The 19050-nt window shown below is 71.7% G+C and carries 15 protein-coding genes and 1 tRNA gene; 3 read left to right on the top strand and 13 right to left on the bottom strand.

The features are described from left to right. Positions 1-120: 120 nt before the first annotated feature. The 10 genes from ACRAKH_RS02035 to ACRAKH_RS02080 form a co-directional block, all read right to left on the bottom strand. Entirely contained in the window at positions 121-1530 is a 1410-nt protein-coding gene (locus ACRAKH_RS02035; protein ID WP_380724001.1) for a GGDEF domain-containing protein, read from the bottom strand. A gap of 303 nt (positions 1531-1833) precedes the next feature. Next, positions 1834-3057 (bottom strand): MFS transporter, encoded by a 1224-nt coding sequence (locus tag ACRAKH_RS02040; RefSeq protein WP_380724000.1) that lies wholly within the window; start codon positions 3055-3057, stop codon positions 1834-1836. Positions 3058-3419: 362 nt separating this feature from the next. After that, the gene (locus ACRAKH_RS02045; protein WP_380723999.1) at positions 3420-4841 is read right to left on the bottom strand and encodes an MBOAT family O-acyltransferase; all 1422 of its coding nucleotides are present in this window, start codon (positions 4839-4841) and stop codon (positions 3420-3422) included. 120 nt (positions 4842-4961) lie between these two features. Beyond that, positions 4962-5930, bottom strand: a complete 969-nt coding sequence (gene rlmB / locus ACRAKH_RS02050; RefSeq protein WP_380723998.1) for a 23S rRNA (guanosine(2251)-2'-O)-methyltransferase RlmB — start codon at positions 5928-5930, stop codon at positions 4962-4964. 4 nt (positions 5931-5934) lie between these two features. Continuing rightward, positions 5935-7326 (bottom strand): cysteine--tRNA ligase, encoded by a 1392-nt coding sequence (gene cysS / locus ACRAKH_RS02055; protein WP_380723997.1) that lies wholly within the window; start codon positions 7324-7326, stop codon positions 5935-5937. A gap of 45 nt (positions 7327-7371) precedes the next feature. Further along, positions 7372-7983 carry an HAD family hydrolase gene (locus ACRAKH_RS02060; protein ID WP_380723996.1) on the bottom strand — a complete coding sequence of 204 codons (612 nt, stop codon included), beginning with the start codon at positions 7981-7983 and terminating at the stop codon, positions 7372-7374. Between the two features lie 88 nt (positions 7984-8071). After that, positions 8072-8467, bottom strand: a complete 396-nt coding sequence (locus ACRAKH_RS02065; RefSeq protein ID WP_380723995.1) for a PPOX class F420-dependent oxidoreductase — start codon at positions 8465-8467, stop codon at positions 8072-8074. A gap of 5 nt (positions 8468-8472) precedes the next feature. Next, the gene (gene ispF / locus ACRAKH_RS02070; RefSeq protein WP_380723994.1) at positions 8473-8940 is read right to left on the bottom strand and encodes a 2-C-methyl-D-erythritol 2,4-cyclodiphosphate synthase; all 468 of its coding nucleotides are present in this window, start codon (positions 8938-8940) and stop codon (positions 8473-8475) included. Then, a complete protein-coding gene (gene ispD / locus ACRAKH_RS02075) occupies positions 8937-9641 on the bottom strand; it encodes a 2-C-methyl-D-erythritol 4-phosphate cytidylyltransferase (RefSeq protein ID WP_380723993.1) in 705 nt (234 codons plus the stop codon). The genes ispF and ispD overlap by 4 nt, the downstream gene beginning before the upstream one ends. Before the next feature lie 27 nt (positions 9642-9668). After that, the gene (locus ACRAKH_RS02080; RefSeq protein WP_012782996.1) at positions 9669-10157 is read right to left on the bottom strand and encodes a CarD family transcriptional regulator; all 489 of its coding nucleotides are present in this window, start codon (positions 10155-10157) and stop codon (positions 9669-9671) included. Positions 10158-10526: 369 nt separating this feature from the next. Here ACRAKH_RS02080 and ACRAKH_RS02085 point away from each other — a divergent pair, with 369 nt between their 5' ends. Continuing rightward, positions 10527-11318, top strand: a complete 792-nt coding sequence (locus ACRAKH_RS02085) for a hypothetical protein (RefSeq protein WP_380723992.1) — start codon at positions 10527-10529, stop codon at positions 11316-11318. Positions 11319-11658: 340 nt separating this feature from the next. Beyond that, complete coding sequence (radA, locus tag ACRAKH_RS02090) at positions 11659-13023, top strand: DNA repair protein RadA (RefSeq protein WP_380723991.1); 1365 nt, start codon at positions 11659-11661, stop codon at positions 13021-13023. A gap of 78 nt (positions 13024-13101) precedes the next feature. Here the strand turns inward: radA and otsB are convergent, their stop codons facing one another. The 3 genes from otsB to ACRAKH_RS02105 all read right to left on the bottom strand — a co-directional run bounded on the left by otsB (position 13102) and on the right by ACRAKH_RS02105 (position 18618). Next, complete coding sequence (gene otsB, locus ACRAKH_RS02095; protein ID WP_380723990.1) at positions 13102-15636, bottom strand: trehalose-phosphatase; 2535 nt, start codon at positions 15634-15636, stop codon at positions 13102-13104. Between the two features lie 50 nt (positions 15637-15686). Continuing rightward, on the bottom strand, positions 15687-17123 hold the full coding sequence (locus ACRAKH_RS02100) for an alpha,alpha-trehalose-phosphate synthase (UDP-forming) (protein WP_380723989.1): 1437 nt from the start codon (positions 17121-17123) through the stop codon (positions 15687-15689). A 127-nt stretch (positions 17124-17250) separates the two neighbouring features. Beyond that, complete coding sequence (locus ACRAKH_RS02105) at positions 17251-18618, bottom strand: threonine/serine exporter family protein (protein WP_380723988.1); 1368 nt, start codon at positions 18616-18618, stop codon at positions 17251-17253. A gap of 281 nt (positions 18619-18899) precedes the next feature. Between ACRAKH_RS02105 and ACRAKH_RS02110 the strand changes: the two genes are divergently transcribed. Then, a tRNA-Thr gene (locus ACRAKH_RS02110) sits at positions 18900-18972 on the top strand. The last annotated feature ends 78 nt before the right edge of the window (positions 18973-19050 follow it).

A 19050-nucleotide genomic window follows, 5' to 3' on the forward strand; every position in this document is an offset into this window, starting at 1 on the left:
CGAGGTCACGACGCGCTGGACGGGCACTCGATGGATCGGACGCGCACGTGCGAGCCCGCGCGCGGCAGCCCCCGCAGGACGGGCGCCGGGCGCGGTGGGCGGCGTGCGCCGCCCGCCCGGTTACGCCGAGCGGGTCACCCCGGCGCCGCGGCCGACCGACTCGCCGACCGGCTCCTCCCGCGGCTCGTCGACCCGCGGCGCGGGCAGGACCCGGACCTCGCCGGCGGCCACCCGCACCTGGTTCCGCCCGTTCTCCTTGGCCGCGTACAGCGCGGCGTCCGCGCAGTGCTGCGCGTCCATCAGGCAGTCGCCGTTGTCCGGCAGCACGGCCACGCCGATCGACGCCGAGATGGCCCGCACCTCCGGCCCGTCCGCCGTCAGCGGCAGGTTCCGCCCGCGCAGCGTGACCGTGTTGCGGTGCTTGTCGGTGGTGATCACGGACATCTCGCCGATCGCCTCGCGCACCCGTTCCGCGATGGCCGTGCCCTGCGCCAGACCGGTGTCGGCGAGCACCACGACGAACTCCTCGCCGCCGTCGCGCCCGGCCACGTCGCCCGGCCGCAGCTTCTCCCGCAGTATCCGGCCGACCTCGGCCAGCACCGCGTTGCCCGCCGGGTGGCCCCACGTGTCGTTGATGCGCTTGAAGTGGTCCAGGTCGATGGCGAGCACGGTCACCGGCTGCCCGTCGTGGCGGCACCGCTCGGTGAGCCTGCCCGCGTACTCGGCCAGGCCGTTCGTGTTGAGCAGGCCGGTCCGGTAGTCGGTGTGCGCGTCCTCGGCCAGCCGCGCCTGCAACTGCTCCTGCTCGCGCAGCAGCCGTTCGAGGTGCGCCCGCCGCTCGGCCGCGTGGTACAGCAGCGAGTTGACCAGGATGACCGGGAACACCAGCAGCAGCGGACCGACCCAGTGGGTGGTCATCAGCATGCCCAGCATGGCGCCCGCGCCGAGCGTGCTCAGCTCCAGCATGTTGTCCGCGCGCGACCCGACGAACTCCTGGATGCGGGTGTGCGGCGTGACGATCTTCAACGCGATCGCGATGTTCATGCCCTGGGCGCCCCAGTTGACGACCGCGGCCACGATGAGCACGAGCACGAGGCCCAGGTCGGCCGGGATGCGGCCGGTGGCCAGCAGCGACAGGCCGGACAGGTGCACCACGGCCCAGGCCAGCATGGTGCCGCCGAGGATGCTCGCGGTGCTGAACACGAACCGGTAGGGCTGGCGGCGCGCGATCGGCTGGATCAGGATGCGCATCCAGATCGTGGCGAGCACGGCGAGCGCGCCCGGCAGGGCGATGGCGGCGGCGAACGTCCAGACGGACGTGAGGTCGATGTGGGGGCCGGCCGACTCGTTGCGGCGCGACTCTTCGGCCCGCCGAACGATCATCAGGTGGACGGTGATGGCGAACATCACCGCGCCGAACCGCAGCCAGTCCGCGTTCGAGACCGAACCGAGCGTGCCGAGCAGCCAAATGGCGGCAGCGGCTACCGCCGATTCGATGACCAGGAAGTACACCAGTGCGGCCGGGCGCAACGTCCAGAGATCCCAGTTGCGAATCGAGGGCCGGCCGACTGCCGCAGATGCCTTCTCGTCAGTCAAACTGTTCTTCACCACGACCCCCTACCCTCTGCCCGGCGTCGCACGTCGAACGCCGTTCGCAGCGGCACGTCCGTGCCCGAGATGCGCACTGAGGAGGTGTTCGCCATGCGCAACCGCGACATGTGAGTCCACTTCCCTCCATCCGGACCGAATGTTCACCGTACGTGCCCGCGGGCTAGCGGGCCGCAGCCGAGGGGACCTTCATGTTTGACAATCGCGATATGTGATGAGTCCGTTTCAGATCGCCACCGCCTTCGGATCGTTCCGGGTGCGGGCCCGTCGCCAGGCTACGGTCGCCTGGGTCGCCAGCAGTAGCCCGATACCGCCTGCACCCGCGATGGTGGCGGTCACCGAGCCGATCGAGTGCGCCACGACACCGGCCAACGCCATGCCGCCGCCCTGCGACGACCGCAGAGCGGCCCGGCCGATGCCGTACGCCCGACCGCGGTAGGCGTCGGGCAGGATGCGCATCCACGCCGATCGCGCGGGCGTGTGGTACGCACCGGCCATACCGGCGATGACCAGCAGCGCGATGGTCCAGGTCAGGTTCGGGTGCAACGCGAACATGACCAGAGGGGCCAAGGACAGTATGGCGAGCGGGCCGATCAGCCGCTCGCGTTTCGCGGGATCGCGCACCACCCGGAAGAGCACGGCCACGCCGAGGACGTTGGCGGCGGGCTCGATGGCCAGGATCAGGCCGACGGCCCACACCGCGTCCAGACTCGCCGCCAGGGGCACGGCGAGTCCCTCGGGGACCATGGCGAGGCCGGCCAGGAGGCGCATGCCCATCAGGCTGCGCAGGCGTGGTTCGGTGACCAGCAGGGTGAACGCGCCCTTGGGACCTTCGGGATCACGTTGGGTGCCGCGCGGATCGGCGGCCGGTCGGTGCTTGACCGACAGCTGCACGAGGATCGCGACCCACACGAACGAGGCCGCGTCGATGGCCAGCGCCACGTTGGGCCCGGCGCCGATGACGAGGAAGCCGGCGGCCGCGAGACCCACCATCTGGGCGACGTCGACCGACGTGCCGAACAGCGCCACGCCGTCGTCGTAGCGCTTCTCCGGCAGGACGTGGGGGAGGCTCGCCTCCTGGGCCGCCAGGAACGGCGACGAGATCATCAGGACGACCACGAGCAGCACGATCATGACCCACAGCGGCACGCCGGGCACGGCCATGAGGGCGACCAGCGCGGCCTGCAGCCACGCGCAGCAGACCATCACCGTGCGGCGCGGGTACCGGTCGGCTACCCAGCCCAGCAGCGGGCCCGAGATGAGCGGCGGGAACAGCGTCAACGACCACGTGAGGGCGGTCCACGCGGGTGACTGCGTCCGTTCGAAGACGAGCAGGGACAGCGCCACGGCCGCGAGCTGGTCGCCCACGGTCGACACCGTAGAGCCGATCCACATGCCGCGGAACTCGCGGTTGCCCACGAGCGCGCGGATGGTACCCCCGGAAGTCACAACTCCCCCAGGTTGGTCGGCCCCGATGAGTGAGTCACGTTACCCCCACCCGAAGTAACAATTCCCTCGGTTAGCACGGTAGAAGCTGCCGGATGTGCAATCTCTGTCCTACCACAGTGTGTACCCGAACGGAGCAGGTCGGTTACATAAAGTAGTTGCAACGGCGAAAAATCGGCTACTTATTCTTGACAGTTGACGGTAGGTGACACGGCGTGAGCAATCCTCGCCTACCCTACGTCGAGCAGGCCCTCCATTGGTCGGCCGGGCGCTGGTCCGACCGGGCCAGCGCGTTCCCGCGGGCCGCTGCGTCGGCTGCCGCCGGGTGGCGCGTCAATTGTTGAACAACGACGGCGTGTCGATCTTCAGAACTGGTAGTAGAGGAACGGGCTGAAGGTGCCGCTCGCCACCAGGATCGCGGCGTAGGCGGCTCCCGCGGTCATCAGCGACACCCTAGCCGCCGTGGCGATCCTTCCGCGAGAGGACTCCAGGTAAGGCCCGGTCACCGGGTGGGTCGGCATTGCGACAATTGCCAGAGCCAGGAGCAGCAGAACAATACGCTGATTGGTCGCCGCGGCGGCCACGGCTTCGGTCAACCCCGTGAAATCAGGCGCCAGCAGGTGGCCGATCATTGTGAACGCGCTACCGAGATCCGCGGACCGGAAGAACACCCACCCGATTACCACCAGCAACGTGGTGAGGACCCGACGGGCAATTCGGGTACGCGTAGTGACCGGCGTGGAATCCCATCCGAAACGGCGTTCCAGAACGAGCAGCCCGCCGTGGAACAAACCCCACACGAGGAACGTCCAGTTCGCGCCGTGCCAGAAACCGGTGAGCACGAAAACGATCGCCAGGTTCCGGTAGGTCCGCCGCACGCCGCCCCGGTTGCCGCCCAGCGGGATGTACACGTAGTCGCGGAACCAGCGGGACAGCGACATGTGCCAGCGGCGCCAGAACTCCGTGACCGTGGTCGACGAGTACGGGCGGGCGAAGTTCTCCGGCAGCCGGAACCCGAGCATGCGGCCCAGGCCGATGGCCATGTCCGAGTAGCCGGAGAAGTCGAAGTAGAGCTGGAGCGTGAAGCCGATCGCGCCGAGCCACGCCACGGCCGACGTCATCTGGTCGGCCGGGGTGGCGAAGCACGCGTCGACCAGCGGCGCGAGCGAGTCGGCGATGATCACCTTCTTGCACAGGCCCAGGGCGAACCGGGGGAACCCGGCGGCGATGTCGTCCCACCGGTGCAGGCGCTGTTGCGGCAGCTGGTCCGCGATCTCCCGGAACCGCACGATCGGGCCCGCGACCAGCTGCGGGAACATCGCGATGTACGTCACGAACGCCACCGGCTCGCGCAGGGCAGGCCGCTCACCGCGGTACACGTCCACGACGTACGAGATGTGGTGGAACGTGTAGAACGAGATGCCGATCGGCAGCGCCAGCTCCAGCACCGGCAGGTCGACGCCCACCACGGACGCGATGTCGTGCAGCTGCCCGGTCGCGAACCCCGCGTACTTCCAGATCAGCAGCACGCCCACGTTGAGCGCGATCGCGCCCACCAGGACCAGCCGCCGGTCGCCCGGCGCACCCGGCTCCAGCCGCCGCCCGGCCAGGTAGTTGACCACCATGCAGCCGAGCAGCAGCACCGTCGTGCCGCCCGCGCCGGACACGTAGAACAGCAGGCTCGCCACGGCGACCACACCGTTGCGCCAGGTTCGGGGCGTGGCGAGGACGGCCGCGAGCACGACCGGCAGGAAGAACCACAGGAACAGCGGGCTGGCGAAGGACATCGCCGCAGACCTTAGCCACCACCCCCGCGGCACGGAGCCGATCGGCCCACAAACCGCCCCACCTCACACCGCGGCCGTCCCGGGTCACCCGGGACGGCCGCGGTCAGAGCCGGTTGCGGGTCAGGCCAGGACGTCCAGCCGACGCCGCCGGGCGATCTCGGCCAGCACGACCCCCGCCGCGACGGAGGCGTTCAGCGACTCCACGCCCGCCGCCATCGGGATCGACACCGTCTGGTCGCACGTCTCCTTGACCAGGCGCGACAGCCCGCGGCCCTCGGAGCCCACCACCACGACCAGCGGCCCGGTGGCCAGGTCCAGCCCGTCCACGTCCACGTCGCCGTCCGCGTCCAGCCCGACGATCATCAGCCCGGCCTCGGCCCACTCCTTGAGCTGCCGCGTCAGGTTCGTCGCCACCGCGATCGGCATCCGCGCCGCCGTGCCGGCGCTCGTCCGCCACGCCACCGCCGTGATCCCCGCCGAACGGCGCTGCGGCAGCACGATCCCGTGCGCGCCGAACGCCGCCGCCGACCGCACCACGGCGCCCAGGTTGCGCGGGTCCGTCACCCCGTCGAGCGCCACCAGCAACGGCGGCCGGCCCGACTGGTTCGCGATCTTCAGCAGCTCGCGCGGCTCGGCGTACTCGAACGGCGGCACCTGGAGCCCGAGCCCCTGGTGCATCGCGCCACCCGTGATCCGGTCCAGCTCGCCGCGCTGCACCTCCAGCACCGAGATGCCCCGCGTCGCGGCCAGCTGCACCGCCTCGGCGACCCGGTCGTCCGCGTCGATGCCCAGCGCCACGTACAGCGCCGTCGCCGGGATGCCCGCCCGGAGGCACTCCACCACCGGGTTCCGCCCGGCCACGGTCTCCGGCCCGTTCTCGGCCGCCTTCCGCCGCTGCGTGCGGGCCTGCTCGACCTTCGCCGCCGCGTTGGCCCGCTTGTACGCGGGGTGGTTGGGGCGCTCTACCGCCTTCGGCGTCGGGCCCTTGCCGTGCAGGCCCTTCGGCTTCTGCCCGCCGGAACCGACGACGGCGCCCTTCTTGGAGCCGGGGTTGCGCATGGCGCCCCGGCGCTTGGAGTTACCAGCCACGAGCTCAGTCGTCCTTCAAAGTCCACAACGGACCGTCGGGGGTGTCCTCGACGGCGATACCGGCCAGGAGCAGGTGGTCGCGCAGCGCGTCCGCGCGCGCGAAGTCCCGGTCCTTGCGGGCCTGCGTCCGCTCTTCCAGCAGCCGCTCCACCAGCACGCCCAGCGCGTGCCTGCCCGCACCGCCCGCGGCGGCGTCGTGCCACCGCGGCGACAGCGGGTCCAACCCGAGCACGTCGGTCATCGCCCGCACCGACGCGGCCGCGGCACGCGCGCCCTCGTCGTCACCGGACTCCAGCGCCGTGTTGCCCTCGCGCAGCCGCTTGTGGATCGCGGCCAACGCGCCGGGCGTGCCCATGTCGTCGTCCATCGACGCCACGAACGCGGGCGACAGCTCGCCGTCCGCGCCGACGTCGCCCGTGCGCTCCACGACGCGCCGCAGGAACGACTCGATCCGCCGGTACGCCGACACCGACTCGTCCAACGCCTCGGGCGAGTACTCGATGTGCGACCGGTAGTGCGGCCCCACCAGGTAGTAGCGCAGCTCGGGCGCCCGCACCCGCTCCAGCATCGCCGGGATGGACACCGTGTTGCCGAGCGACTTGGCCATCTTCTCGCCGCCCATGGTCACCCAGGCGTTGTGCATCCAGTACCGGGCGAACCCGTCGCCCGCGGCCCGCGACTGCGCCTGCTCGTTCTCGTGGTGCGGGAAGATCAGGTCGATGCCGCCGCCGTGGATGTCGAACGTGCCGCCCAGGTACGCGGTCGCCATCGCCGAGCACTCCAGGTGCCAGCCGGGCCGGCCCGGACCCCACGGCGTCGGCCACGACGGCTCGCCCGGCTTCGCCGCCTTCCACAGCGTGAAGTCGCGCGGGTCGCGCTTGCCGGTCGCGGCGGACTCGCCCTGGTGCACCTCGTCCAGCTTCTGCCCGGACAGCGCCCCGTACTCGGGGAACGACGTCACCGAGAAGTACACGTCGCCGTCCGAGGCGTACGCGTGGCCCTTCTGGATCAGCCGGTCCATCAGGTCGACCATCTGCGTGACGTGACCCGTGGCGCGCGGCGAGTACGAGGCGGGCAGGCAGCCCAGCGCGTCGTAGGCGTCGTCGAACGCGCGCTCGTGCTGGTACGCCCACTCCCACCACTCGGCGTGGTTCTCGGCCGCCTTGGCGAGGATCTTGTCGTCGATGTCCGTGACGTTGCGCACCAGGTGCACGGTCGAGCCGTCACGGCCCAGCCAGCGGCGCAGCACGTCGAAGTTCAGGCCGCTGCGCACGTGACCGATGTGCGGAACGCCCTGCACCGTGGCCCCACAGACGTAGATCGACGCCGTTCCGCTGGTGCGCGGCACGAACTGCCGCATCGACCGGGTCGCGGTGTCGAAGAGGTGGAGGCTCACGTGAAGATGGTACGGGCGTTGACCAGACGGGGTTGAATCGCCCGGTCAAATGTGCTTGCGGAGCACCTGCAGCAACGCGTCCGGCCGGCTGCCCGTCGGCAGCGGTTCCACGATCTCGACCGCGCACCCGACCGCCGCCGCGCCGCCGTCCGCCTCGGCGCTGTCGCCGATCATCAGCGCCTCGCTAGGGTGCACGCCCAGCCGGTCGCAGGCGATCCGGAACATCTTCGGGTCGGGCTTCACGAAGCCCTCCTGGTAGGACAGCACGTACTCGTCCACCCGGTTCTCGACGCCGTGACGTGCGAAGACCGCCCGGATGTCCCAGGCGATGTTGCTGACGACGGCGGTCGGCAGCTCCGTGCCAAGCGCTTGCGCGGTGTCCGGGTACGGCTGCCAGAACGGCGGGCTGCACAGGTCCGCGTAGAACTTCGCCGGGTCCTTCGCGCCCGCCTTCGCGAGCACGGCCAGGTGCATCTCGCGGTGCGCGTCGGGGTCGAGGTCGCGTCGTTCCCACTGCTCCGGGTCGACGTCCAACCCCTCCGCCACGCCCACCGGCGCGGTCAGCGCGCGCATCAGGGCGGCGTGGGCCGACAGCGTGTCGTGCTCCAAGCGGAACAGGGTGCCGGAGAAGTCGAAGAGCACGGCGCGGATCGTCACGGGACGCACGCTACGTGGTCCGGACATCGGAGGTCTCGAGGAGGCCGCGAACCGAGACCAGGCTCACCGCCCCATCACCCGGACGGCCCTAGGCGGCGTAGCCGGTGACCTTCGTCGGGGTCAGCCGCAGCACCACGCGCACCCTGCCGGGGGCGTCCTCCGGGAAGTCCCGGCCGTAGTACTTGTGGCTCAGCGCGTTGGCCAGTTCGCGCCCGCTGTCCTCGGCGATCGTCACCGTGCCGCGGATCTCCGCGTAGACCTCCGGGTCCTCGCTGCTCCACACGCTCACGCTGGCACGCGGGTCGCGGCGCAGGTTGCGCTCCTTGGCGCGGTCGCGCAGCGTCGAGAACAGCAGGTCGTCCCCGTCCCGGGTGACCCACACCACCGACGTCTGGGGGCTGCCGTCCGGGTTCACCGTGGCGAGCACGGAGTGATTCCTGCCGTCGACCAGGGCGCGCGTCGCGGGGCTGAGGGTGACCGCCATGTGGATCAGGCTAGTGGCAGGAGCAGGGCGGTCGCCACGGCGGCGATGCCCTCGCCGCGCCCCGTCAGGCCGAGGCCGTCGGTGGTCGTGCCGCTGACCGACACCGGGCCTCCGACCGCCTCCGACAGCACGCGCTGCGCCTCGTCACGCCGCGTGCCGATCTTGGGGGCGTTGCCGATGACCTGCACCGCCGCGTTGCCGACCCGGTAGCCCGCCTCCTCGACGAGGCGACGTGCCTCGGCCAGGAACTCCACGCCGTGCCGACCGGACCACTGCGGGTCGCTCGTGCCGAACACCGCGCCCAGGTCGCCGAGCCCGGCGGCGGACAGCAGCGCGTCGCACAGGGCGTGCGCGGCCACGTCGCCGTCCGAGTGGCCGGCGCAGCCGTCGACGCCGTCCCAGCGCAGGCCGGCCACCCAGCACTCCCGGCCACGTTCCACCTGGTGGACGTCCGTGCCGATGCCGACCCTCACCGCGCTCCCCCGGTGCCCGCCAGCAGCGCCTCGGCGACCGCCAGGTCGAACTTCGTCGTGATCTTCATCGCGTCCTGGTGGCCGGGGACCGTGACGACCGGCACACCGAGCCGTTCCACCAGGCCCGCGTCGTCCGTCGCGGCCAGGCCCGGGGCCGCCTCGTGAGCGCGCAGCAGCACGGCGGCGTCGAAGCCCTGGGGGGTTTGCACGACGCGCAACGCCGACCGGTCGGGTGTGGCGATGACCACGCCGCCGGCGTCGACCTCCTTCACGGTGTCCGCCACCGGCAGCACCGGGATGACCGCCGGGTGACCCGCGGCGACGGCGTCCACCACGGCCTTGACCACGGTGGGCGGGGTGAAGGCGCGGGCCGCGTCGTGCACCAGCACGATCGACGTGCCCGGGAACTCCCTCAGCGCGTGCTCCAGCGCCAGCCGCACCGAGTCCGACCGCTCGGCGCCACCGGGCACGACGTGCACCGCCCCGTCGGCCGGGGCCAACGGGGCGGTGACGGTGTTCACATTGTCCACATCGGACGCGGGCGCGGCGATCACCACGTGCCGCACGCAGCCGGAGTCCAGCAGGCCGCGCACCGCACGCACGAGCAGCGGAACGCCGTCGACCGGAACGAGCGCCTTGGGCATGCCGTAGCCCAACCGCTCACCCCGGCCCGCCGCGGGCACGAGCGCGACCACACCCATGTTCGCGGTTTCCGAGTGTCGAGTCGATCAGGACGCGGTAGCCAGGACCTCGTCGAGGAGGACCTCAGCCTTGTCCTCGTCGGTGCCCTCGGCCAGCGCCAGTTCGCTAACCAGTATCTGTCGAGCCTTCGCCAGCATCCGCTTCTCACCAGCGGACAGACCGCGATCCTTCTCGCGCCGCCAGAGGTCGCGCACCACTTCGGCCACCTTGTTCACGTCACCGGACGCGAGCTTCTCGAGGTTGGCCTTGTACCGCCGGGACCAGTTGGTCGGCTCCTCCGTGTGGGGAGCACGCAAGACCTCGAAGACCTTGTCAAGACCCTCCTGGCCGACGACGTCACGAACGCCCACGATCTCGGCGTTGTCGGCGGGGACGCGAACCGTGAGGTCGCCCTGGGCAACCTTGAGAACGAGGTACTTCTTCTCCTCGCCCTTGATCACACGGGTCTCGATTGCTTCGATGAGAGCGGCACCGTGGTGCGGGTAGACGACGGTCTCTCCGACCTTGAAAACCATGTGTCCTCTGCCCCTTTCGCTAACCCCATCCTAACACGCCGAGCAATCCCCTCATCGGCGTCCGGAGATCGGTTCGCGCTGGTCAGGGCACGCGCGGGGGGTTGACAAATCACCCGGTCGCATGCAACGCCCGTGGTCGATCTTGCTCCACAGTGGACGAGCGCCGCCCCGGACGCGGGCTTCCCGCGGTCCCGCCGCGCCCGGCCCGCACCCGACTTCGGGCAGGCCCCGGCGTGACTTCGGTCCGGTGTGGGGCACCACGTGCCGACGGCCCCACGTCACCCGGTTAGGCTCCACCACTGGTGGTTGGACCCGCTACTACCGGGTACGACCCGTCTGGTCAGCACACCGGGAAGGATCCGAGCAGCCGTGGGTCGCGCACTCAAGAAGTCCCCAGCGCCGCGCCGCCTGGCCGTCGTGGCCGCCCTGGCGACGGGCCTCGGCATGGCCGCCGCAGGTTGCAGCGCAGGTCAGGTCACGCAGACGGACACCCAGGTGGCCGCCGTCAACGGGGCCAGCGGCCAGGTGGGAGACGTCGCCGTCCGCGACGCGCAGTTCCTGTTCCCGGCCTCGCACGGCGCCTACGAGGCGGGCGAGGACGTCCCGATCACCGTCCTGATCGCCAACAACGGCTCCGGCCCGGACAAGCTGCTGGCCGTGACCAGCGAGGGTTCGGCGCCGGCCCAGATCACCGGCGACGTCGAGCTCGAGGCCGCCTCGTCGGTTCTGGCCGAAGCCGACCACGAGGAGGGCGGCAGCCACGGCACGACGACCGCCAAGCCGTCGGAGTCCGCCTCCGCCTCCGCCTCTGCTTCGCCGTCGCTGACCACCGCCCCGTCCGCCCCGGTCTCGACGACCGGCGCCGCGACGACCACGGGTTCGGCGCCGACGACGACCACCGGCTCGCCGACCGGCACCACCACGCCGGGCGGCGGCACGTCCATCTCGAACCCGCCCACGACGGGCACGAAGCTGCCGTCCTCGGTCGAGCCGACGGAGCCGGGCAAGGTCAAGATCGTGCTGAAGGGCCTGAAGAAGCCCCTGCGGCCGGGCGAGACGATCCGCGTGACGTTCCTGTTCGAGAAGGCCGGGGAGCTGACCCTGGAGCTGCCGATCGGCGCCACCTCGGAGCCGCGCAAGGACGCGCCCTCCGACCACTGAGCACCGACGACCGACCGCGCCCGCCACGGGCGCACCGCACCGCCGAACGCTGTCGCAGGGGTCCCCGGCAAGGGGACCCCTGCTCTTATTGTGCCGGTGACCACCGACAATTCGGGCTGGTCGGACGCTGTGGCGGTGTGAGCACGGTGGCCGTTGCATGCGGTTCGGCACCGGCGGTTGGGGCGGCCGTTGGGCGCGGTTCGTGCGTCTACGGGCTCGGCGGCCGTCGTGCGGTGGCGTGGGTACGGGGCGTGGGTACGGGGGTGGGGCTGGCCACCCGTGGGTGGTGCGGTGGTGATCGGTTCCCGGCGGTGTCGGGGGTGGCCGATAGCCTCCTGGCGTGGCGAAGACGGTGCGGGCGGCCAAGGCGATCTACCGGTGTGCCGAGTGCGGGCACGAGGTGGCGAAGTGGGTCGGGCGCTGCCCGGAGTGCCAGGCCTGGGGCACGGTGGAGGAGCGGGGCGCCTCCGCCGCTCCGCGGTTCCTCGCGGGCACGCCGAGCAGCGAGGCCCGGCCCATCGCGCAGGTCGACATCGAGTCCGCGCGGGCCGTGTCGACGGGTGTGCTGGAGCTGGACCGGGTGCTCGGGGGCGGGCTCGTGCCGGGCGCCGTGGTGCTGCTGGCGGGGGAGCCGGGGGTCGGCAAGTCGACGTTGCTGCTGGAGGTCGCGCACCAGTGGGCGCTGTCGGTGGGGCGCTGCCTCTACGTCACCGGTGAGGAGTCGGCGGGGCAGGTGCGGCTGCGCGCGGACCGGACCGGCAACCTGCACGACGAGATCTTCCTGGCCGCCGAGAGCGACATCTCCGCCGTCCTCGGCCAGGTGGACGTGGTCAAGCCGAGCATGCTGATCGTGGACTCGGTGCAGACCATGTCCTCGCCCGCCGTCGACGGGGCGCCCGGCGGCGTCAGCCAGGTCCGCGCCGTCACGTCCGGCCTCATCGCGGTCGCCAAGGAACGCGGCCTGCCCGTCGTCCTGGTCGGCCACGTCACCAAGGACGGCTCCGTCGCCGGACCGCGCGTGCTGGAGCACCTGGTGGACGTGGTGCTCCAGTTCGAGGGTGACCGGCACTCCACCCTGCGCCTCCTGCGCGGCGTGAAGAACCGGTTCGGCCCGGCCGACGAGGTCGGTTGCTTCGAGCTGCGCGACGACGGCATCGCGGGCGTGCCCGACCCGTCCGGCCTGTTCCTGCACCGCCGCGACCAAGCGGTGTCCGGCACGGCCGTCACGGTCGTCGTGGAGGGCAAGAGGCCCATGCTGGGCGAGGTGCAGGCCCTCGTCACCCCGACGGCCCTCCCGGCGCCCAGGCGGGCCGTCAGCGGCCTGGACTCGGCCCGCCTCGCGATGGTCCTCGCCGTGCTGGAGAAGCGCGGCAGGGTCGGGCTGGGCAACAAGGACGTCTTCACCGCCACCGTGGGCGGCATGCGGCTCGTCGAGCCCGCCGTGGACCTCGCGGTGGCGCTGGCGGTCGCCTCGGCGGCCACGGACCTGCCCCTGCCGCACGACCTCGTCGTCGTCGGCGAGGTCGGGCTGTCCGGCGAGCTGCGGCGCGTCAACGGGGTCGGCCGACGCCTCACCGAGGCCGCCCGGCTCGGCTTCACGAAGGCCCTCGTGCCGCCGGACGCCGGACCGCTGCCCCAGGGCACGCGCGCGCTCGTCGCGAACGACCTGTTCGAGGCCCTGCAACTGCTGAAGCTCACCAAGTAGGCCGACGCGCCGAACCGGCCCGGAACGGCGGAACGGCGCCCGGCCGAGGCCGGACGCCGTCCCACGGGCGCCAACGCCCTACTTGCTCGCCGCCAGCAGCTGGGCGCAGCGGATCAGACCCAGGTGGCTGTACGCCTGGGGGTGGTTGCCGAGGGAGCGCTCCGCGATCGGGTCGTACTCCTCGGGCAGCAGGCCCGTCGGGCCGGCCGCGTCGACCATCTGCGCGAACAGCTCCTCGGCCTCCGTGCGCCGCCCGGTGAGCAGGTAGGCCTCGATCATCCACGCCGCGCACAGGTGGAAGCCGCCCTCGTCGCCCGGCAGGCCGTCGTCACGCCGGTACCGGTACACGGTGGAGCCGGACCGCAGCTCCGCCTCGATCGCGGTCACCGTGGCCTGGAACCGCTCGTCGGTCGGGTCGATCAGGCCCGACAGCCCGACGTGCAGCGACGCGGCGTCGAGGTCGTCGCCGTCGTACGCGGTGGTGAAGGACTGCGCCTCGTCGCTCCAGCCGTGCTTGAGCACGTCGTTCGCGATCGTGTCGCGCAGCACCGGCCAGGACGGGTCCACCTCGCGCCCGTACGTCTCGGCCAACGTCACCGCGCGGTCGAGGGTCACCCAGCACATGACCTTCGAGTACACGTGGTGACGGGGAGCGTGGCGCTCCTCCCAGATACCGTGGTCGGGCTCGTGCCAGCGGCGAGCGACCGCCTCGGCCATCGCCTGCACCATCCGCCAGTCCTGGTCGGTCAGCGAACCGCGCGCGGCGGCCAGCTGCACCACCAGGTCCACGACGGGGCCGAACACGTCCAGCTGCACCTGCTGGTTCGCCAGGTTGCCCACGCGCACCGGCCGCGACCCGGCGTAACCGGGGAGCGTGTCGATGACGGCCTCGGCGCCCAGCATGGTGCCCTGCAGCGTGTACAGCGGGTGCAGGCGCTCCGGGCCGGGCAGGGTCGCCAGGACGCCGTGCACCCACCCGAGGAACGCCTCCGCCTCGCCGAGCGAGCCGACGGACACCAGGGCCTGGGCGGTCAGGGCCGCGTCGCGCAGCCAGCAGTACCGGTAGTCCCAGTTCCGGATGCCGCCCAGCTCCTCGGGCAGCGAGGTGGTGGCGGCGGCCATGATCGCGCCGGTGTCGTGGTGCACCAGGCCCTTCAGCGTCAACGCCGACCGCAGCACCAGGTCCGACTCGACCGGCGGCAGCTTCAGCGTCGCCGCCCAGTCCGACCAGTACGCCCCGGCCCGCGCGCGCCGCTCCGGCTCGCCCAGGGTGGCCTCGGACAGGTCGTCCGTGCCGCACCGCAGCTCCAGCAGGATCGGCGCGCCCTCGCGGGGGCGGACCACGGCGGTCGCCGTCTCCTGGATGCCGTCGGACGTGATCTGCCAGTCGACGCCCGGCGAGCGCAGCACCATCGGGTCCGAGGTGCCGACGACCCGCAGGCCGTCGCGCTCGCGCAGCAGCCGCACCGGCACCTGGCCGAACTCGGGACGCGGCGCGAACGTGATCACCGCGTTGGTCGAGCCGGAGATGCGCCGCACCAGGTCGGTGCGGTGCGAGGCCAGGTCGTGGTCCAGGTAGTCCGTGACCAGCAGCCGCGACCAGCGGGTCTCCACGATCATCGTGCCCGGCACGTACCGCTGGCCCAGGGGCAGCGAGCCGTGTTCCGGCTTGATCGAGAAGTGGCCCGCCGCCGGGCCGCCGAGCAGGTCGGCGAACACCGCCGCGGAGTCCGGCTCGGGGTGGCACAGCCAGTTGAGCCGGGCGTCCGGGGTGAGCAGCGCCACCGAGCGCTCGTTGGCGAGCATGGTGAGCCGCTCGATCGGCACGGCCTGGTCGCCGTGCAGCCACGCCCGGCGCTCCTCCAGCAGGAACGCCAGCACGGTGGCCACGTCCACGGTGTCGTCGACGTAGTACTGGGCCAGGGACTCGCCCTCGCCCACCTTGATGCCGACGTCCGGCCCGGTCAGCCGGGCGAACGCCTTCTCGTCGGTCACGTCGTCGCCGACGAAGACGGCCGCGGTCGCCGACGCCCGGTGCCGCAGGACGTCCAGGGCGTGGCCCTTGTCGGTCTGCACCACGGCGAGCTCGATCACCGCCTTGCCCTCGGTGACCTGCACGCCGTCCCAGGTGGCCGGGTCGGCGCGGACGGCTTCGAGCACCCGCTCGCCCACGGCGGGGTCGGCGCGGCGCACGTGCACCGCGATGCTCGCGGGTTTGACCTCCAGACCGACGCCCTCGTGGCCGTCGACGATCTCTTCAAGTCGGACTTCCAGACGGCGGTGCAGCGCTTTCGCGTCAGCGTCCAGCGCGTGCACGAAACCGACGTCGAACTCGGAACCGTGCGAACCAACCAGGTGCACCTCGGACGGCAGGCGCGACAGGGTCGCCAGGTCGCGCAGCGCGCGCCCGGAGATCACCGCCGTCGTCGTCTCGTGCAGACCGGCCAGGGAGCGCAAGGCGCCCACCGACTCGGGCAGCGGACGGGCGTCCTGCGGGTTGGCCACGATCGGAGCCAATGTCCCGTCGTAGTCGCAGGCGACCAACAGGCGCGGTGTGCGCGCCAGCTGCACGATCGCACGACGAAGTTCGGCGGGGAGGGCCTCGGCGGTCAACGCCCCTCCTCAATGCTCGGTGGGACAGGTCGGTAGGTTTCTGAACTGATTCAGATCGTGGACTGCGTGCCCAAGGCATCAAGAAACGATCGAGCCCATCGGTCGACGTCGTGCGTGAGGACTTGGCGGCGCAGCGCGCGCATCCTACGGCGACCCTCGGCCGGATCGAGCGTGAGGGCGGCCTCCAACGCGTTCTTGACGCCGTCGAGGTCGTGCGGGTTGACGAGGAATGCGCTCGTGAGTTCGGCCGCCGCGCCCGCGAACTCGGACAGCACCAGCGCGCCCCCGAGGTCGTACCGGGTGGCGACGTACTCCTTGCAGACCAGGTTCATCCCGTCACGCACCGGAGTCACCACCATGACGTCCGCGGCCGTCATGAACGCCGTCAGCTCGCGCCGGTTGACCGATTGGTGCAGGTAGTGGACCACGGGGTGGCCCACGGTCGAGAACTCGCCGTTGATCCGGCCGACCGCCTGCTCGATCTCGCCCCGCATCTGCCGGTAGTGCTCGACGCGCTCCCGGCTCGGCGTCGCGAGCTGCACCATGGTGACCTCGCTCGGGTCCACCCGGCCGTCCGCGAGCAGTTCGTGCAACGCGCGCAACCGCACGTCGATGCCCTTGGTGTAGTCGAGGCGGTCGACGCCGAGGAGGATCTTCTTCGGATTTCCGAGGTCCGCTCGAATTTGTTTGGCGTGCTTTTGCACTTCTTTGTCGCGGGCGAGCGCGTCGAGTCCCGCGGAGTCGATCGAAATCGGGAACGCGCCGACGCGGACCGTTCGATCACCGACCTGCACCACACCCGGCCGGGTGCGCACGCCGACCGCGCCCCGGCTCGGTTCCAGGCCGACCAACCGCCGGGCCAGCCACAGGAAGTTCTGCGCGCCGCCGGGGCGGTGGAAGCCGACCAGGTCGGCGCCCAGCAGGCCGCGGATGATCTCCGTGCGCCACGGCAGCTGCATGAACAGCTCCACCGGGGGGAACGGGATGTGCAGGAAGAAGCCGATCCGCAGGTCCGGGCGCAGCTCGCGCAGCATCGCCGGCACCAGCTGCAGCTGGTAGTCCTGCACCCACACGGTGGCGCCCTGCGCGGCCACCTTCGCCGTCACGTCCGCGAACCGCTGGTTGACCCGCACGTAGGCGTTCCACCAGGTCCGGTGGAACGCGGGCGGCGCGACGACGTCGTGGTACAGCGGCCACAGCGTGCCGTTGGAGAAGCCCTCGTAGTAGTCGGCCACCTCGGTGGCGCTCAACGTCACCGGGTGCAGTTGGAGCCCGTCCTCCTGGAACGCGTCCACCTCGGCGTCCGCGATGCCGGGCCACCCGACCCACGCGCCGCTGTGCGTGCGCAGGAACGGTTCCAGGGCGGTGACCAGGCCGCCGGGGCTGTGCTTCCAGCGTTGGGTGCCGTCGGGCAGGCGCTCGAGGTCAACCGGGAGGCGGTTGGCCACGACCAGGAAGTCCGCGCCGTTCTCGCCAATGCTGCTCACCGGGTAGCGCCTCCTAAGAGATTCGTCTCGCCCACGTCGAGGTTAGTGGGAACGTGCAGGCTGGATGCCCTGTCGTCACACCCGTCACACAGTGTTGACTTGACGAAAGTTCGTCAGGTGGGCGACCTCACGTGGAAAGTGTCTGGCCGGGGCCCCGCCGACGCGACCGGGCGGCCAGGCGGCCCAGGCCGGTGCGCACCGGGCGCCCCAGATGTTCACCCAGGACGACGCCGCCGGCGAGGGCCAGCGCCGTGCCGGCGGCCAGCACCAGGGTCGACAGCCCGGCCGCGTCGCCCTCGGCCGTGAGCTGGTAGAGGCCCCGGTAGGTGGTCCAGCCGGGCAGCAGCGGCACCATGCCGGCGATGGCGACGAGCAGCGGCGGCATCCTCAGCCGGCGGGACACGACCTTGCCGCCGAAGCCCACCAGGGTCGCCGCGACGGCGGCCGACGTGATCGCGTTCGTCCCGGTCGCCGCGAGCAGCCCGTAACCCGCCGTGCCGACCGCGCCCGCGGCGGCGGCCATCGGCAGCGCGCGCACCGGCGCGTAGCTGGCCAGGGCGAAGAACGCCGACGTCGCCGCGCCCGCCGCGAACTGCATCGGCACGTCGGAGATCAGCGGCGGCAGGGGGTCGGCGATGCTCGTGCGCACGCCGAGTTGCACGCCGGCGCGCAACGTCAGCGCGATGCCCGCGATGAGGCCCGCGGTGAGCAGGGCCACCTCCATCGCGCGGCCGGCCGCCGTGACGTTGTAGCCCGTGATGGCGTCCTGCACCGTGCCGACGAGCGACAGGCCGGACAGCAGCACCACGATCCCGGTCGCGATGAGCAACGACGGCCGCACGCTCGGCAGCAGGTCCGTCGCGAACATGGCCAGGGCCACGGCGGTGGCCAGCGCGCCGCCGACCACCTGCTGGAAGAAGAACGGCAGCTCGCGGCGGTTCAGCAGCCGGCCGACGCGGTCGATCAACGCGGTCACGACGGCCGCGGTGGCCGCCAGGAGCGGGCCGCCGCCGACCAGGAACGCCACCGCGGCCGCCATGCCCGCCCACGCGAGCGTCGCCACCCAGCGCGGGTACGGGTGGCCGGCGCGGGTGACGCGGTCGATCTCGGCGGACGCGTCGGCGGCGGAGATCCCGGCCGACGTGATCCGCCGGATCAGGTCCTCCACGGCCGCCAGCCGGGTGTAGTCGACGCTGCGGCCCTGGACGATCCGCATGATCGTGACCGGCGCGTGGTCCGTGCCGCGGTGGCACGAGATCGTGATCGACGTGTAGATGACGTCGACCTCGGTGTGCGGCAGCCCGTACGCGCGCGCCACCGCGAGGATCGTGGCGGTGACGTCCGCCACGCCCGCGCCGCCCGCCATCTGCGCCTCGCCCACGCGCAGCGCGAGGTCGAGGACGAGGTTCACCGTCGCGTCGTCCGGGAGGGACGGTCCCTCGACGGGTCGGGTCGTCTGGTCGGTGCTCCGGTACCGCCGGCGCCACAGCCGCACCCGGCGCCACCTCCTTCGGTCGCATGGCCGCCACGCCCGACCGTGTCACATTCGGGGCTGTGTCATGCGCCACCCCCGGTAGGGGTACCCGCCACGGGTGAGTTGATCACAGGGCGTTCAGTACTGTTGACGGCGCTGGCCAGCGGTTTTCCGGGTCGCCGGGGCCACCCGGACGGTATCGCGACCTCCGGATGGACCAACGCGGGTCAACGGTGAGCAGACCGTTCGCCGCAGGTAGCACCCCCTGCGGGCGCTTACGATGTTCCCGGCCTCCTGGCCGTGCCGGTGTAGCTCAATTGGCAGAGCACTCGCCTTGTAAGCGAAAGGTTGCGGGTTCAAGTCCCGCCACCGGCTCAAAGTGTTGATCATGATACGGCCCCGCCCCGCGGAACCGACCGGAAGCCCCGCCAACGCGGTGGCGGTCGCGGCCCG

Source organism: Saccharothrix hoggarensis (genome assembly GCF_052936025.1).

What these genes read in the sequence shown, in the direction of transcription:
- ACRAKH_RS02045 (WP_380723999.1), bottom strand. Translation starts at nt 4,841, where the DNA reads ATGTCCTTCGCCAGCCCGCTGTTCCTGTGGTTCTTCCTGCCGGTCGTG.
- ispD (WP_380723993.1), bottom strand. Translation starts at nt 9,641, where the DNA reads ATGGGTGTGGTCGCGCTCGTGCCCGCGGCGGGCCGGGGTGAGCGGTTG.
- ACRAKH_RS02065 (WP_380723995.1), bottom strand. Translation starts at nt 8,467, where the DNA reads ATGGCGGTCACCCTCAGCCCCGCGACGCGCGCCCTGGTCGACGGCAGG.
- ACRAKH_RS02080 (WP_012782996.1), bottom strand. Translation starts at nt 10,157, where the DNA reads ATGGTTTTCAAGGTCGGAGAGACCGTCGTCTACCCGCACCACGGTGCC.